The organism is Desulfarculus baarsii DSM 2075 (assembly GCF_000143965.1).
GTDB lineage: Bacteria > Desulfobacterota > Desulfarculia > Desulfarculales > Desulfarculaceae > Desulfarculus > Desulfarculus baarsii.
The window spans coordinates 3607086-3621243 of sequence record NC_014365.1 but is presented as its reverse complement, the minus strand read 5'-3'; the positions used below and the strand labels follow the sequence as shown (position 1 = coordinate 3621243).

The 14158-nt window shown below is 67.9% G+C and carries 13 protein-coding genes; 8 read left to right on the top strand and 5 right to left on the bottom strand.

Features of this window, described 5'->3' with window-relative positions:
- Positions 1 to 65 precede the first annotated feature (65 nt).
- Together DEBA_RS16335 and DEBA_RS16330 are read right to left on the bottom strand one after the other, a co-directional pair.
- Positions 66 to 1157, bottom strand: coding sequence for a sigma-70 family RNA polymerase sigma factor (locus DEBA_RS16335; RefSeq protein WP_013260058.1), 1092 nt, complete (start codon positions 1155 to 1157; stop codon positions 66 to 68).
- Between the two features lie 594 nt (positions 1158 to 1751).
- Positions 1752 to 2513, bottom strand: coding sequence for a pentapeptide repeat-containing protein (locus DEBA_RS16330; RefSeq protein ID WP_013260057.1), 762 nt, complete (start codon positions 2511 to 2513; stop codon positions 1752 to 1754).
- 109 nt (positions 2514 to 2622) lie between these two features.
- On the opposite strand from DEBA_RS16330, the gene DEBA_RS16325 reads away from it, so the two are divergent.
- The 8 genes from DEBA_RS16325 to rimO all read left to right on the top strand — a co-directional run bounded on the left by DEBA_RS16325 (position 2623) and on the right by rimO (position 10338).
- Entirely contained in the window at positions 2623 to 3597 is a 975-nt protein-coding gene (locus DEBA_RS16325; protein ID WP_013260056.1) for an ATP-binding protein, read from the top strand.
- Positions 3598 to 3617: 20 nt separating this feature from the next.
- Positions 3618 to 4427, top strand: a complete 810-nt coding sequence (locus DEBA_RS16320; RefSeq protein WP_013260055.1) for a hypothetical protein — start codon at positions 3618 to 3620, stop codon at positions 4425 to 4427.
- A gap of 9 nt (positions 4428 to 4436) precedes the next feature.
- Entirely contained in the window at positions 4437 to 4991 is a 555-nt protein-coding gene (locus DEBA_RS18230) for a hypothetical protein (protein WP_013260054.1), read from the top strand.
- Positions 4992 to 5003: 12 nt separating this feature from the next.
- Positions 5004 to 5711, top strand: coding sequence for a tetratricopeptide repeat protein (locus DEBA_RS16310; protein ID WP_013260053.1), 708 nt, complete (start codon positions 5004 to 5006; stop codon positions 5709 to 5711).
- A gap of 91 nt (positions 5712 to 5802) precedes the next feature.
- Complete coding sequence (gene cysS, locus DEBA_RS16305; protein ID WP_013260052.1) at positions 5803 to 8130, top strand: cysteine--tRNA ligase; 2328 nt, start codon at positions 5803 to 5805, stop codon at positions 8128 to 8130.
- Positions 8131 to 8279: 149 nt separating this feature from the next.
- Positions 8280 to 8672: a type II toxin-antitoxin system HicB family antitoxin gene (locus DEBA_RS18510; RefSeq protein ID WP_013260051.1), complete on the top strand. Its 393-nt coding sequence runs from the start codon at positions 8280 to 8282 to the stop codon at positions 8670 to 8672.
- Between the two features lie 62 nt (positions 8673 to 8734).
- Complete coding sequence (locus DEBA_RS18505) at positions 8735 to 9016, top strand: hypothetical protein (RefSeq protein ID WP_013260050.1); 282 nt, start codon at positions 8735 to 8737, stop codon at positions 9014 to 9016.
- A gap of 8 nt (positions 9017 to 9024) precedes the next feature.
- Positions 9025 to 10338 (top strand): 30S ribosomal protein S12 methylthiotransferase RimO, encoded by a 1314-nt coding sequence (rimO, locus tag DEBA_RS16290; RefSeq protein ID WP_013260049.1) that lies wholly within the window; start codon positions 9025 to 9027, stop codon positions 10336 to 10338.
- A 47-nt stretch (positions 10339 to 10385) separates the two neighbouring features.
- On the opposite strand, the gene DEBA_RS16285 is transcribed toward rimO, so the two are convergent.
- From DEBA_RS16285 to DEBA_RS16275, 3 genes are read right to left on the bottom strand one after another with little or no spacing between them, the layout of a single operon-like run.
- Complete coding sequence (locus DEBA_RS16285; RefSeq protein WP_013260048.1) at positions 10386 to 11555, bottom strand: acyl-CoA dehydrogenase family protein; 1170 nt, start codon at positions 11553 to 11555, stop codon at positions 10386 to 10388.
- 54 nt (positions 11556 to 11609) lie between these two features.
- Positions 11610 to 13370 carry an acyclic terpene utilization AtuA family protein gene (locus DEBA_RS16280; protein WP_013260047.1) on the bottom strand — a complete coding sequence of 587 codons (1761 nt, stop codon included), beginning with the start codon at positions 13368 to 13370 and terminating at the stop codon, positions 11610 to 11612.
- 10 nt (positions 13371 to 13380) lie between these two features.
- Positions 13381 to 14157 (bottom strand): enoyl-CoA hydratase/isomerase family protein, encoded by a 777-nt coding sequence (locus tag DEBA_RS16275; RefSeq protein WP_013260046.1) that lies wholly within the window; start codon positions 14155 to 14157, stop codon positions 13381 to 13383.
- Position 14158: the final 1 nt, after the last annotated feature.

Here is a 14158-nt window from a genome sequence, read left to right as displayed (position 1 = left end):
CGATTGTCGTGCAAAAGACGGCGTGAAAGGCCCCCGTCTTGGGAGCCTTTCACGCCGATGGTCGATCAGCAGCCGACGTGGTCTTCGAGGATGGTGCGCCACTGGGGATGACGCAGGCGTTGCAGGGCCTTTTTCTCGATCTGGCGCACGCGCTCGCGCGAGAGGCCAAAGACCTGGCCAACTTCCTCGAGGGTGTGCTCGTCCTCGTCGCCCAGACCGAAGCGCATCTCGAGGATGCGGCGCTCGCGGCCGTCCAGCGAATCCAGGGCGGCCTCCAGGTGGCCGTGCATCTCGGTCTCGCCGACCATCGAGAAGGGATCCTCGGCGTCCTTGTTCTCGATGAAGTCGCCCAGTTCGTCGCCGTCCTCGCCCACCGGGGTCTCCAGTGAGGTGGAGTCCAGGGTCAGGTTGATGATCTCCTTGACCTTGTCCTCGGTGATGCCGACTTTTTCGGCCACCTCCTTGGGGGTGGGCTCGCGGCCCAGCTCCTTGAGCAGGCCGTAGTAGACGCGGAAGTATTTGCTGCGCAGCTCCAACAGGTGGATGGGGATGCGGATCGTCCGCGCCTGGTCGTAGATGGCCCGGCTGATGGTCTGGCGGATCCACCACGAGGCGAAGGTGCTGAAGCGGTAGCCGGTGCGATAGTCGTAACGGTTGACCGCCTTCATCAGGCCGATGTTGCCTTCCTGGATCAGGTCGGCGAACGACAGGCCCCGGAAGGTGTATTTCTTGGCGATGGACACGGCCAGGCGCAGGTTGGCCTCGACCATCTCGCTGACGGCGGCCTCCACCTCACGGCGGGCGCGGTTGATGTCGCGCACCAGTTGCTCGACATCGACCTTTTTCTCGCCCAGGCGGCGGCAGCAACGCGAGACCTGGTCCTTGGCCTCGGCCATGACGTCCTCCACCGACAGCGGCGACTTGTGAGAGTCCTCCAGCCAATCGGTGATGCGCCGGCAGGTGTCCTCGGCCTCTTGGAAGCGGCTGATGATCACCAGCGATTTGGTCAGGATCTCGTTGCGCCCGTCGTGGATGGTCTTGCCCAACTCCAGCTCCCTTTCGGGGGTGAGCAGGTCGCGGCCTTCCACTTCCTTGAAATAGGTCACCGGCGTGTCAAGACCCGGATCGACGAATCTTTCTTCACGGCTGGCAGCCATGGCTAATCCCTTTCCGTCGGTCGGCCCGCGGGCCGACCCCATGCCAAGTTGTCTTTTCCGCGGCGTTCCCGTTGTTTTTTTAATGTGCCCAACCTGGGGCCCTGTTTATTGCCGGGTCGCGGCGGATCGCTCTAGCTGAAGCCCTCTGGGGGCGATATTTTTGTTGCCGCCAAGCCGTCTTGCCGCGCCTGGCCGTCTGGGCCGGGCGCTTTTGGCCATAAGCTAAGGCTTGGCTCGGCCCGATGCAACCCCGGCCGGCCTCATCGCCGGGCCATTGGTCGCCGAAAAAACGGCCCGCCCACCTCCGCTGGAGGATTTTGTCACGCAAACCCCAACATTTGGGGTTGGCCGGGCCAAAAGGTTTCTGATATAGTTTCCCCGTGATGGATGCTACGGATTGCCTTAATGCCGGGCAATCGTAGCCCTTTGCGCTTATGCGATTCCCCCAATATAAATAAACCGCCCCCGGCGTGTCAATAAAAAATCGCCATCGGAGGCGATTTTTTCGTGCCGAGCCATCTGCTTAAAATAAAAACAAAACCTAGCAACAAGCCCGCCCGACGCCCCGGACGCCGGGCCGTGGCCGGCGAAAAATCAATCGCGGCTTGCGCCCTCCAGCAACGCGCCCTCCAGCTTGGCCCCATTCAGGCGCGCGCCCTTGAGGTTGGCCTGGCGCAGGTCGGCCCCGCGCAGGTCGACGCCGCGCAGATCGCAGCCGTCCAACTCGGCCCAGCGCAGCTTGGCCCCGGCCAGGTCGAGGCGGCGCAGATCCTGGCCGCTGAGCTGGGCGCCATCCAGGTCGGCCCCTTTCATCCGCGCGCCCTCCAGCCGGGCCTGGATCAGCCGGGCGGTGACCAGGGCCGCGCCGCGCAGGTCGGCCCCGCGCAGGTCGGCGCCATAGAGGTTGGCCTCGGTGAGTTGGGCCCCGCGCAGGTCGGCCCCGCGCAGGTCGGCCTGGATCAGGCGACAGCCCCAGGCCTCGGCTCGTTGCAGGTCGGCCCCGCGCAGGTCGGCCTTTTGGCAGTCGGCGTAGTCCAGCGAGGCCCCGGCCAGATGCGCGCCGTTCAGCTTGGCGGCGGCCAATCTGGCCCCGGCCAGCACGGCCCGCGCCAGGTTGGCTCGCTCCAGGGGCGCGCCGCTCAGGTCGGCCCGTTGCATGTCCAGTTTGCGGCCTTGCGCGCCGCCGCTTTGCAGCCAGGCCCGGTGTCCGGCCAGGGCCTGGGCCAACCCGGCCCCGTCCATGGCCGCACCGTCGGCCCCGCGTCCGGCCCAGGGGCCGTCGCCGGCCCAGGCCGGGGCCGCCAGCGCCCAAAAAACCGCCGTTACAAGCAAAAGCCTCGACAGCAACCTGGTCAAAACAACCTCCATCGCCCGCGCGTCAACTTGGCTCGTGCGCTGGCGGGCCATATAAGATATAGAAGATAGCATAGTCTCGGCGTTCCGTTCAGCCCCCACGGAAGAGGTCATGACCGATCCCGGAATGAAATGCACCCGCTGCCGCCAGCCGGCCCGTTTCCGCCTGCCGGCCCACAACGCCCATTTTTGCGACCCATGCCTCGATCTGTTCTTCAAGCGCCAGGTGCAAAAGGCCATCAAGGACTACGCCATGCTGCGGCCGGGCCAGGAGGTGCTGGTGGCCGTCAGCGGCGGCAAGGATTCGCTGGCCCTGTGGCTGACGCTGGAGGAGTTGGGCTATCGGACGGCCGGCGTGCATCTGTGCCTGGAGATGGGCGAGTTTTCCGAGGCCTCGCTGCAAAGCTGCCGCCAGATGGCCGCCCGCCTGGGCCGGCCCCTGCACGAGGCCTCCCTGGGCCAACTCACCGATGGGCTTTCCATGCAGGAGATCGTCTGGGCCACCCGTCGCCAGTTTTGCAGCGTCTGCGGCACGTTCAAGCGTCATTTTCTCAACCGCCTCTGCCTGGAGTTGGGCTTCGACACCGTGGCCACCGGCCACCATCTCGACGACGAGGCCGGCCGCCTGCTGGGCAATCTCATTCATAATCACCTCGATTACCTGCAAGCGATGTGGCCGGTGCTGGAGTCCGGCGGCGACGCCGCAACCGGATTCGCGCGCAAGGTCAAGCCGCTTTGCCGCCTGGAGGGCGCCGAGATCAGGGCCTTCGCCCAGGTGCACGAGCTACCCGTGGCCCAAGGCAAGTGCGCCGGATCCAAGGGCGCCACGCTTTTGTATTATCAAAAAGCCATGGACCAGCTCGAGGCCGACATGCCCGGCACCAAGCACAATTTTTACCTGGAGTTTCTGCGCCAAAAGGCCGCGCCGCCGCCGCCGCCCCAGCTTGGCGGCCGCTGCCAGATCTGCGGCGCGCCGACCATGAGCGAGCTTTGCGGGGTCTGCCGCATGCTGGCCCAGGCCCGCCAATGGCGCGAAAAGCGCCGCGCGCGCCTGGCGGCCGAAGAGGCCGCCGCGCCAACCCCGTGAGCGTCGATCGGAGTTTGTCGATGATGATCTTTCGGCCCAAAAGCGTCTTGACCTTTCTTTCCCTGCTGCTCGGCCTGGCCGCCGCGCCCTTGGCCCTGGCCGCCCCGGCCGTGATCCAGGTGCGGGTGGAGGCCGGCCCGGCCTATGTGCAAAAGGCCTCGGTGATGCTCTGGCCGGTGGAAAAAACGCCTTCCATGGCCATCTGGCTGGCCCGGCCCGACGGCAGCCACGCCCTGACCATCTACGTCAGCCACCGCGTGGCCGTCCAGGACTGGGTCACCGGCCCCTTCACCGACAAGCGCGACGTGCGCCGGCCCGAGGCCCTGCCCATCTGGGCGGCGGCCCATCAACGAAGCGGCCGGCCGGAACGGCAACAATGCGCCGCCTGCCACGACCAGCACCAGCGCGAGGAGATCGACCCGGCGGCTAGGAAGGCCTTGGACGCCATCAGCGGGGCCACGCCCCAGACATCTTTCAGCCGCAACGTCAACTTGCCGGCCGATTTCGCGCCCGGCCGCTACCTGATCCGCCTGGAGGTCAATCATTCCTGGGACTACAACCAGGCCTATCCCGAGGACACCGAACCCGACTCGCCGGGTTATAATGGGCAATCGGGCCAGCCGTCGGTCTTGTGGCAGGGCGAGCTGACCGTGGGGGCGGCGGCCTCGCAGGCCCGCCTGCACCCGGTGGGACATGGCGCGCCCGGCGGGCAAAGCGGCCGGATCACCTTCGACAAGGACGGCCTGGACTCGGCGCTGGGCATCCTTTCGGCGGTGACGGCCCGCTATCTGCCGCCGGCCAAGTCGGCGGTGACGGCCGGGCGGCGTTAGGGGCGGCCGATGACGCTGCTGCGGGCGGTGGATTTCGACCCTGGGGCCGACTTGGCGCGCATCGCCGATCTGGCCGAGCTGTGGCGGGGGCTTTTCCGGCCGGGGCGGCTGGGCAGCCTGCCGACGGCGCTTCGGCCCCAGATGGAGGCCCTGGCCGTGGCCGAGCGCCTGCGGCTTTATCTGGTCACACGGCCGCGACGGCCGATTGCCCTGGCCATTCTGGACGGCCTGGACCAAAATGACGCCATCGACCTGCTGGCCCTGGCCCCCAGCGGCCTGGGCTCCGATGAGGCGCGGCCGCTTTTGGCAAGCCCCGCCGACAGGCGGCGGATGGTTCGGGGCGAGCCGGAGGCCTCCAGCGGGCGGGGCGTTTTCGCTTTTCTGCTGGGCGGGGCCGAGGGCTGCGCCTGGATCGACCTGGAGCCCGAGGGCCTGGTCTTGGCCATGGCCCGCTGGGGCGGCCGCAATGTTTTGGATCACGCGCCGCTGATGGCCGGCCGCCTGCGCGCGCTGGCCCGCCGCTTGGCCGCCGAGCCGGCCGCCGCGGCCGGCGATGAACCCTAGCGAGGAACGACGATGGCCGCGTGGTGGCCGGCGCTGGCGCTGTGCGTGACCCTGCTGGGCGGGGCCGCGCCGGTCTGGGCTGGCTGGCAAGAGGAATACAAGGCCGGCCTGGAGGACATCAGCGCCGGGCGTTATGGTCTGGGCGTGGACAAGGCCTGCGTGGCGGTGCTGGGCCAAAACGACGTGCCGGCCCGGGAGCGGGCCCAGGCCATCGTGTTGCTGGTCAACCTGCTTTTCAAGGCCGACCTGGACGACGAGGCCGAGCGCCTGCTGACCCGGGCCATGGCCGATGACGACGAAAACCGCGACGCCTATTTTTTCTGCCGGGGCATGCTGCACGAGCGGGCCTGGCGCTTCGATCGGGCCGTGGCCGACTATCAGGCCGCCCTGGGGCTCAACCCCGCCAACGCCGGGGCCTTGCTGGGCCTGGGCCGGCTGCGCCTCAAATGCCCCGAGGACGCCATGCGCGACCGCGCCCAGGCCCTGGAACTGGCTCGGCGCGCGCAAAAAGCGGCCGACAACGCCGGCGGCCGGGCCATGGGCCACATGCTCGAGGCCCAGGTTCAGGCTCAGGCCCAGTGCTACGACCAGGCCGTCGCCGCCCAGCAAGCGGCCGTGGCCGCGGCCGAGGAAGGCCTGTCGCCCGAGCAGGTCGAGCGGATGAAGGCCTACCTGGCCGAACTGCGCCGGCTGGCCGCCGGCGGCGATCGCGCCGATTGAACGGCCGGGCCGGGCCGATGTTTACAGCCGGCCGGCCTGGCAGTATGTTTTAGCGGCCCAAGCCATCAACCGCCACGACTGGACGAGGCAAATGACCCTGCGCATGGTTGACAACGTGCTGGAGCTCATTGGCGAGACGCCGCTGGTGCGTCTGGGCCGGGTGACTCCCCTGGGCGGCGCGCCCATCTACGCCAAGCTGGAGTACCTTAACCCCGGCGGTTCGGTCAAGGACCGGGCGGCGCTACGCATGCTGGAGGCCGCCGAGGTCAGCGGAGAGCTGACCCGCGACAAGATCGTTTTGGAAGCCACCAGCGGCAACACAGGCATCGGCCTGGCCATGGTCTGCGCGGTCAAGGGCTACCGCATGCTGTTTACGATGAGCGAATCGGCCAGCGAGGAGCGACGCAAGATCCTGCGGGCCTACGGGGCCGACATTCTGCTGACGCCGGCCCACCTGGCCACCGACGGGGCCATCGAGGAGGCCTACCGCCTGGCCCGCGAGGAGCCCGAGCGCTATTTTCTCGTCGATCAGTTCAATAATTACAACAACGTCATGGCCCATTACCAGCACGGCACCGCCGACGAGATCCACCGCGCCACCCAGGGCCGGGCGCGGGTGGTGGTGGCCACCCTGGGCACCTCGGGCACGGCCATGGGCCTGGCCAAGCGCCTGCACGAGCTGGACCCGGCCATCAAGCTGGTGGCGGTGGAGCCATATCAGGGCCACAAGATTCAGGGCCTCAAAAACATGAAGGAATCGCTGCGGCCCGGCATCTTCGACCCCCATCTGCCCGACCAGATCGTCAACGTCGACGACGACGCGGCCTACGCCATGGCCCGCCGCCTGGCCCGCGAGGAGGGCATCTTCGTGGGCATGAGCGCCGGCGCGGCGGTGGTGGCGGCGGTGGAGCAGGCCCGTGGGCTCAGCGAGGGCATGGTCGTGGCCATTTTGCCCGACGGCGGCGAGCGTTATCTTTCCACCCCGCTGTTCGTCTCGGAAAAGGTGCCCGAGCCGCTGAAGTTCTTCAACACCCTCACCCGGCGCATCGACGAGCTGCGCCCGGTGCGGCCGGGCCGGGTGGGCATCTACGCCTGTGGGCCCAGCCTGGATGGCCCGCCCGATCTGGGCCTGTGCCGGCGGATGATCTTCGCCGACCTTTTGCGGCGCTACCTGGAGCTGCGCGGCTTCGAGGTCAAGCTGGTGGTCAACATCGCCGACATCGACGACCGCACCGTCAACCAGTGCCTGGCCGAGGGGGCCGAGCTCAAGGAGTTCACCGCCCGCTGGGAAAAGGCCTTCCACGAGGACATGGCCGCGCTCAACGTCCTGCCGGCCTCGGACTACCCCAAGGCCAGCGAGCACATCCCCGAGATGATCGAGGAGACGCGCAAGCTTCTGGCCAAGGACTTGGCCTACGAAAAGCTGCGTTCGGTCTATTTCAACATCAGCCGCTACCCCAACTACGGCCAGCTCTCCCACGTGGACCTGAACGCCATCCAAAAGGGCAAGACGGTTGATTTCGATTATTACGAAAAAGAAAATCCCAGCGATTTCACGCTGTTCAAGCGGGCCAGCCTGCAAGAGCTCAAGGCCGGCGTCTATTGGCCCACGCCCTGGGGCAACTGCCGGCCCGGCTGGCACGTGGAGTGCGCCTGCATGTCGGCCGGCCACCTGGGCCAGCCTTTTGACATCCACCTGGCCAGCAGCGACCTGATCTTCCCCCACGGCGACAACGAGATCGCCATCGCCGAGAGCCTCTACGGCAAGCCTTTGGCCAACCTCTGGCTGCATTCGGAGGTGGTGGTGGTCGACGGCAAAAAGGCCAACCGCGTCCAGGGCAACGACGTCTCGCTGCGCGAGCTTCTGGAGCAGGGCCACAGCCCCCAGGCCGTGCGTTATTGGATGCTTTCGCAACACTATCGCCGGGCCCTGCGTTTCGCGCCCGAACAGCTCGACCTGGCCGAGCGCACCGTGCGCCGGCTCAACGATTTCGTGGCCCGCCTGCGCTTCCTGACCCCCGCGCCCGACGACGCCCAGGCCGAGGACGTCGATCAGCTCATCTACGAGACGCGCTATCGTTTTCAGGAGGCCATGGACAACGACCTGGGCGTGGCCAAGGCCCAGGGCCACATCTTCGCCTTCATCAAGGCCATCAATCGCCTGGCCGCCGGCGAGGGCCTGACCATGGCCCAGATCCAGAAAGTGCTGGAGTTCATGCAGCGCCTGGACAGCGTCTTGGGCGTGATGAATTTCGATGGCTCGTCGTGGGATCCGGCCATCGAGGAACTGGTGCAAAAGCGCGAGCAGGCCAGGGCCGACGGCGATTTCGCCCTGGCCGATCGCCTGCGCGAGCAATTGGCCGAGATGGGCGTGCAGGTGGCCGACACGCCCAGCGGGGCGCGCTGGCACCGCGCATGAGCCGGCGCGCTTGCGCGAAAACAAATTACGCATGCGGGGCCGTGACCGGAAAAATGCTGGCTCCAACGTAGGGATTTGGGCAACAATCAGACCAGGGGCCGCGCCGCCTGGCCGGCCGGGAACGCGCCAATTTCGCCGCGAGGTTGCCCATGAACAAAAACAAACCGGACCGCCCGGCGTTGCTGCGGGCCATCGAGGGCCTGGCCGCCTATCCGGCCATGCTGCTGCCCACGGCCGAGGGCGGCTTCGAGGTGATCTTCCCCAATCTGCCCCGCGCCAAGGCCTATGGCGCTGATCGCGACGTGGCCCTGGCCAACGGCGTCGAGGCCCTCACCGCCGAATTGGGCCTGGCCGTGGCTGCTGGCGAGACGCCGCCCAGGCCTTCCGAGCCGGCGCTGCTGGTGGCCGACGACGACGAGCCGGCCGGCGCGGAGCTGCTGCTGCTTTCGCCCGACAAGCAGGCCTTGCGGCGGCGTTTGGGCCTGGTCAAGGGCGAGGGCCCGCTGGATCTGGGCCTGGGTCGGCTGGGTCGCGGCAAATAACCTCAAACGATCGTTTCACCCCGAGGGGGCGCGCCCGGCGTGGCGGCGCGAGTGGATGGCCCATGTTCGAGTTGGTGCAGGTTGTGGTCTGGCTGGGCTATGGGCTTTATCTGTTCATCGCCGGCGGCGTGCCCATTGTCTCTTTGAAGGGCGGACTGTTTTTTTTGCTGGGGCCGATCGTGGTGGGCTACGTGTTGGCGGTGCCCATCGAGGTGACGCTGCTGCGCATCCTGGACCTGTTTCCCCGGCAGTCGGCGTCATTTTTTCCGTTGCACGTGCTGTCGGCGGCCTGCATAGGCCTGGCGCTGACCCATCTGGGCTTTTGGCTGATCAACCTGATCTAGGCGCGGACATGGCTGTTTTTTATCTGCTCAACCTTGGCTGCGCCAAAAATCTGGTGGAAGGCGAGCACCTGGCGGGCATGTTGCTGGCGGAGGGCTGGCTGGCCAGCGAGCGGCCCGAGGCCGCCGACTGGCTCATCGTCAACACCTGCGGTTTCATCCGCCCGGCCGTGGACGAGGCCATCGACAACATCCTGGAGCTGCACGACGAGCGGCGGCCGGGCCAGCGCCTGGCCGTGGTCGGCTGCCTGGTGGGGCGTTACGGCCGCAAGCTGGCCCGCAGCCTGCCCGAGGCCGATCTGCTGGTCGCGCCGGGCCGCTTGGGTGATCTGCCCGCGCTGTTGGCCGCGCCGCCGGCCCAGCGCCTGGCCATCGCGCCGCCCCGGGCGATCTTCGACGCGGCCACGCCCCGGGCTCTCAGCACCGGGCCGGGCTGGGCCTATCTGCGCCTGTCCGACGGCTGCCGGCACCGCTGTCATTTCTGCACCATCCCGGCCATTCGCGGGCCGCTGCGCTCGCGGCCGGCCGCCGACATCCTGGCCGAGGCCGAGGCCGTGGCCCAGAGCGGCGTGGTCGAGCTGAACCTGGTGGCCCAGGATCTCAGCTCCTATGGCCACGACCGGCCCGACGGCCCCGACCTGGCCGCGCTCTTGCCGCAAATCGCCGCCGTGCCCGGCGTGGCCTGGGTCCGGCCATTGTATCTGCACCCCGACGTGTTGGAGACGCGCCTGATCCGGGCCATCTGCCAGACGCCGGGTGTTTTGCCCTATTTCGACCTGCCCTTGCAGCATCTGGCCGACCCGGTGCTCCGGGCCATGGGCCGTCGGCGCACTGGCGCCCAACTGCTGGCGCTGATAGACGAAATCCGCGCCATGCGGCCCGAGGCCGTGCTGCGCGGCACCTTGCTGGTGGGCCACCCCGGCGAGGGCGCGGCCGAGTTCACGCGGCTCATGCGGGGCGTGGAGGAGATAGCTTTCGACCACCTGGGGGCCTTTGCCTTTTGCCCCGAGCCCGGCTCGCGCAGCGCCCGTCTGCCCGCCCCAAGCCCCGAGTTGGCCCAGGAGCGCCTGGAAACGCTGATGGCGGCCCAGCGGGCCATCTCGGCGGGCAAGCTGGCCGCGCAGGTCGGCCAACAACTGTCCCTGCTGGCCCAAGGCCCCCACCCCGATCACCCCTACGTGCGCTGGGGACGCACCTGGCGGCAGGCCCCGGAGGTGGACGGCCAGACCATCGTCACCGACGGCGATCCCGCGCCGGGCCGCATCCACCTCTGCCGCATCAGCGCCAGCCACGACTACGACCTGGAGGCCGTGGCCGTGGCGTGACGCCCGATCGAGCGCGGCGAAACAATTTTCCCGGCGTTTTGTTCCTCTTACACGCGGCCCCGTTGCAGCAGCTCGCGGGCGATGATCAGCTTGCGAATCTCGGTGGTGCCCGCGCCGATTTCGAAGAGCTTGGCGTCGCGCCACAGCCGTTGCACGGCGTATTCCAGGCAATAGCCATAGCCGCCGTGGATCTGCACGGCCTCGGAGGCGACCTTGGTGGCGGCCTCGGCCGAGAACATCACGGCGGCGGCGGCCATGCGCGTCAGCTCGGTGCCTTTGCCGCCGCGCTGGCTCTGCTCGGCCATGACGGCGGCGGCGTAGGTCATGTTCTTGGCCGCCTCGTAGAGGGCGTACATCTCGGCCAGCTTGGCCTGGATCATCTGAAACTTGGCGATGGGCCGGCCAAACTGCTCGCGCTCCTTGGCGTATTTTAGCGAAAGATCGATGGCCTGGCGGCAGATGCCCACGCAGCCGGCCGCGCAGACCACCCGTTCGATATCCAGCCCGCGCATGACCACGGCGATGCCGCCGTTTTCCTCACCGACCAGGTTTTCGGCGGGCGCTTCGAGGTTGTCGAAGCGCAGCTCGCCCGTGGGCGAGCCCCGGTGGCCGGCCTTTTTGAGCTTGCGCGAGACGCTGAAGCCCGGCCACTTGGTCTCGACGATGAAGGCGCTGATGCCAAAAGGCCCGGCGGCCGGGTCGGTCTTGGCGTAGACCAGGACGACGTCGGCGATGGGGCCGTTGGTGATGAACATCTTGGAGCCGTTGAGCACGTAGTGGTCGCCCTGGCGGGTGGCGCGGGTGGCGATGCTCATGGCGTCGGAGCCGGCGTTGGGCTCGGTGAGGCCCAGGGCGCCGATGGTCTTGCCGGCCACCAGGTCGGGCAGATAGCGCGCCTTTTGTTGGGCGTTGCCGTTGCGCTGGATGTTGCCGGCGCAGAGGTTGCTGGAGGCCCCCAGGCTCAGGCCCATGCCCGGGCTGATGGCCGAGATCTCCTCGGCGGCGATGACCTCCGAGAGCACGTCCAGGCCCGAGCCGCCGTACTCGGGGTCGATGGCGATGCCCATCAGGCCCACCGCGCCGGCCGACTGAAACAGCCTCAGGGGCATCTCGTCTTCTTCGTCGACTTGCTCGGCGATGGGGGCCAGCTCGTTGGCGGCCCAGCGCCGGGCGGTTTCCCGCAGCATGATCTGTTCTTCGCTCAGGCTCAGGTCCATCGGGTCGTCTCCTCCGGCCGGCGGGCGGCCGACTTATCACACACCCTGTTTTTTTCAGATAATGGACTCGGGCATCTCGATGATCTTGGCGCGCAGGTATTCACCCAGAGTCTTGGCTTGGGGGTCGGCCTTGATCGAGGCGGCCACGCCCTCGCCCAGCAGGCCCTTGATGTAGAAATTCAGGGCCAGCAGGTTGGGCAGTTCGTAGCGCTCGGTGGCGAAGCCGGCGCAGTCGGGCAAGAGCTGGCCCAGCTTTTCGGTGGTTAAAAACTGGCGCAGCCAGGCAAAGGCCTGGGGCGTCCTGGCCCAGACGCCCAGGTTGGCGTTGCCGCCCTTGTCGCCGCTGCGCGTGGCGAAGGCCCGGCCCAGGGGCGCTTTGACCAGCTTGCCGCCTGGCGCGGGCGGGATGTCGATGGCCGGGGCGGCGACGTCCTTGGCCGGGGTGCGCGGCCCGGCCGCCGGCACGACGATCTCCTGGCCGTCGATGAACACATGCTGGCTGATCTTGTCCACGCCGATCAGGGCCGGCCAGTGCTGGATGGCCGGCGAGCCATCGGAGGGCGGGCTGGTCAGGGTGAAGCCGGGGATGTTGGCCAGGGCCAGCTCGACGACGGCGCTGCTGAAGGCGCGGCCGACCTTCTTTTTGTCGGGGTCCATCAGCGAGACGCGCAGATGGGCCCAGGCCTCCTCGTTGCTGGGCGGGTCGGCCTTGTCGTAGCGCAATAGTTGCACGTCGCAGACGGCGAAGGACTCCTTGGGCCCCAGCACGTCAAAGAGGCTCTCCTCGACGATGCGGGCCTTCTTTTCGATGTCCAGGCCGGTGAGCAACACGGTCATGGTGTTGCGATGGCCATAAAAATTATTGATGCAGACCTTGGTCGTCTCGGGGGCGGGCAGGCCCTTGACGCCCTGGACCAGCACGCGGTCGGTCCCTTGCTGGGTCAGCTCGATGGTGTCGAAGCGCGCGCCGACGTCGGGCGTGAGGTAGATGGGCCCGCGCACCTCGTACAAGAGCTGGGCCGTGACCGTGCCCAGCGAGACCAGGCCGCCCGTGCCGGGGTGCTTGGTGATCACCGACGAGCCGTCGGGGTATATCTCGGCGATGGGGAAGCCCACCCGCCGGAAGCTGGGCACCTCGTCGATGAAGGAATAATTGCCGCCGCTGGCCTGGCAACCGCATTCGACGATATGGCCGGCCACGGCCGCGCCGGCCAGGGCGTCCCAGTCGTCTTGCCGCCAGCCAAAGGCCCAGGCCGCCGGGCCCATGACCACCGCCGCGTCGGCCAGGCGGCCGGCCACGACGATGTCGGCGCCCTTGGCCAGGGCCGCGGCCACGCCCCAGCCGCCCAGATAGGCGTTGGCCGAGATGGGGAAGGCCCCGCTCCGGGCCAGGGGCAGGCCCGTGTCCAGATGGGCCAACTCCTCGCCTTGCTCTTGCAAGTCCTTGAGCCGGGGGGCCAGGTCGTCGCCGGTGATGTAGGCGATCTTGGGGTGCAGGCCCAGTTCGGCGGCGACCTTGATCAGGGCCTCGGCCAGGCCCTGGGGGTTGAGCCCGCCGGCGTTGGAGACGACCTTGACGCCCTTGTCCAGGCAGGGGCCCATGACCTGCTCCATCTGCTTGAGGAAGGTGGAGCAATAGCCGCCGGAGGGGTCTTTTTGCTTGGCGCGCAGGAGGATGGCCATGGTCAGCTCGGCCAGGTAGTCGCCGGTGAGCACGTCGATGGGCCCGCCCGAGACCATCTCCTTGGCCGCGCTGAAGCGGTCGCCGAAAAAGCCGCTGCAATTGGCGACGATGAGTTTTTGCTTGTCGGCCATGGGAACCCTCCTACTTGCCGGTGAAGTTGGGCTGGCGTTTTTCCAGAAAGGCCATGACGCCTTCGCGGGCGTCGTCGGTCTTGGCGGCCTTGAGTAGCGTCAGGCTAAGATCTTGCAACCCGGCCTCCAGGGGCATGTCGATCAGCCGGCGGAAGGCCTCCAGGCCCAGGCGCATGCCCACGGGGCTACGGCCGCTCAGGCCGCCGAGCAGGCCGTCCACGTGGCGCTCGAAGTCCTCGGGGGCCACGGCGCTGGTGATCATGCCGATGCGCTCGGCCTCCTCGGCGCCGACCTTGCGGCCGGTCAGGGCCATTTCCAGGGCCTTTTTCCACAAGACGTTGCGCAGCAAAAGCGCTCCGACCATGAAGGGAAAGATGCCCACGTTCACTTCCGGCAGGCTGAAATAGACGTCGGCGCGGGCCACCACGATGTGGCTGGCCAGCATCAGCCCCGTGCCGCCGGCCAGGCAGGGCCCGCCGACCTTGGCCACGATGGGCTTGCCAAAGCCGGCCATGCGGCCCAGCAGCGCCGCGTAGCGCCGGGGCGGCGACGATGCGTCGTCGGGCGCGCCGGCCAGGCCGCCGCCCAGGTCGGCCCCGGCGCAAAAGGCCTTTTCGCCGGCGGCGCGCAGGCAGACGACCCGCGCCAGGTCATCGGCGTCGATCTGGTCCAGATAGGCGTGGAAGGCCTCGATCATCTGGGGGCTGAGGGCGTTGCGCTTGTCGGGCCGGTTGAGGGTGATCACGGCCACGCGGTTTTCGATGGCAAGCAGTAGCTCGTCGGTCATG

What these genes read in the sequence shown, in the direction of transcription:
- DEBA_RS16310 (WP_013260053.1), top strand. Translation starts at nt 5,004, where the DNA reads ATGGCCGCGTGGTGGCCGGCGCTGGCGCTGTGCGTGACCCTGCTGGGC.
- cysS (WP_013260052.1), top strand. Translation starts at nt 5,803, where the DNA reads ATGACCCTGCGCATGGTTGACAACGTGCTGGAGCTCATTGGCGAGACG.
- DEBA_RS16275 (WP_013260046.1), bottom strand. Translation starts at nt 14,157, where the DNA reads ATGACCGACGAGCTACTGCTTGCCATCGAAAACCGCGTGGCCGTGATC.
- DEBA_RS16285 (WP_013260048.1), bottom strand. Translation starts at nt 11,555, where the DNA reads ATGGACCTGAGCCTGAGCGAAGAACAGATCATGCTGCGGGAAACCGCC.
- DEBA_RS18510 (WP_013260051.1), top strand. Translation starts at nt 8,280, where the DNA reads ATGAACAAAAACAAACCGGACCGCCCGGCGTTGCTGCGGGCCATCGAG.
- rimO (WP_013260049.1), top strand. Translation starts at nt 9,025, where the DNA reads ATGGCTGTTTTTTATCTGCTCAACCTTGGCTGCGCCAAAAATCTGGTG.
- DEBA_RS16320 (WP_013260055.1), top strand. Translation starts at nt 3,618, where the DNA reads ATGATGATCTTTCGGCCCAAAAGCGTCTTGACCTTTCTTTCCCTGCTG.
- DEBA_RS16335 (WP_013260058.1), bottom strand. Translation starts at nt 1,157, where the DNA reads ATGGCTGCCAGCCGTGAAGAAAGATTCGTCGATCCGGGTCTTGACACG.
- DEBA_RS16325 (WP_013260056.1), top strand. Translation starts at nt 2,623, where the DNA reads ATGACCGATCCCGGAATGAAATGCACCCGCTGCCGCCAGCCGGCCCGT.
- DEBA_RS18505 (WP_013260050.1), top strand. Translation starts at nt 8,735, where the DNA reads ATGTTCGAGTTGGTGCAGGTTGTGGTCTGGCTGGGCTATGGGCTTTAT.
- DEBA_RS18230 (WP_013260054.1), top strand. Translation starts at nt 4,437, where the DNA reads ATGACGCTGCTGCGGGCGGTGGATTTCGACCCTGGGGCCGACTTGGCG.
- DEBA_RS16280 (WP_013260047.1), bottom strand. Translation starts at nt 13,370, where the DNA reads ATGGCCGACAAGCAAAAACTCATCGTCGCCAATTGCAGCGGCTTTTTC.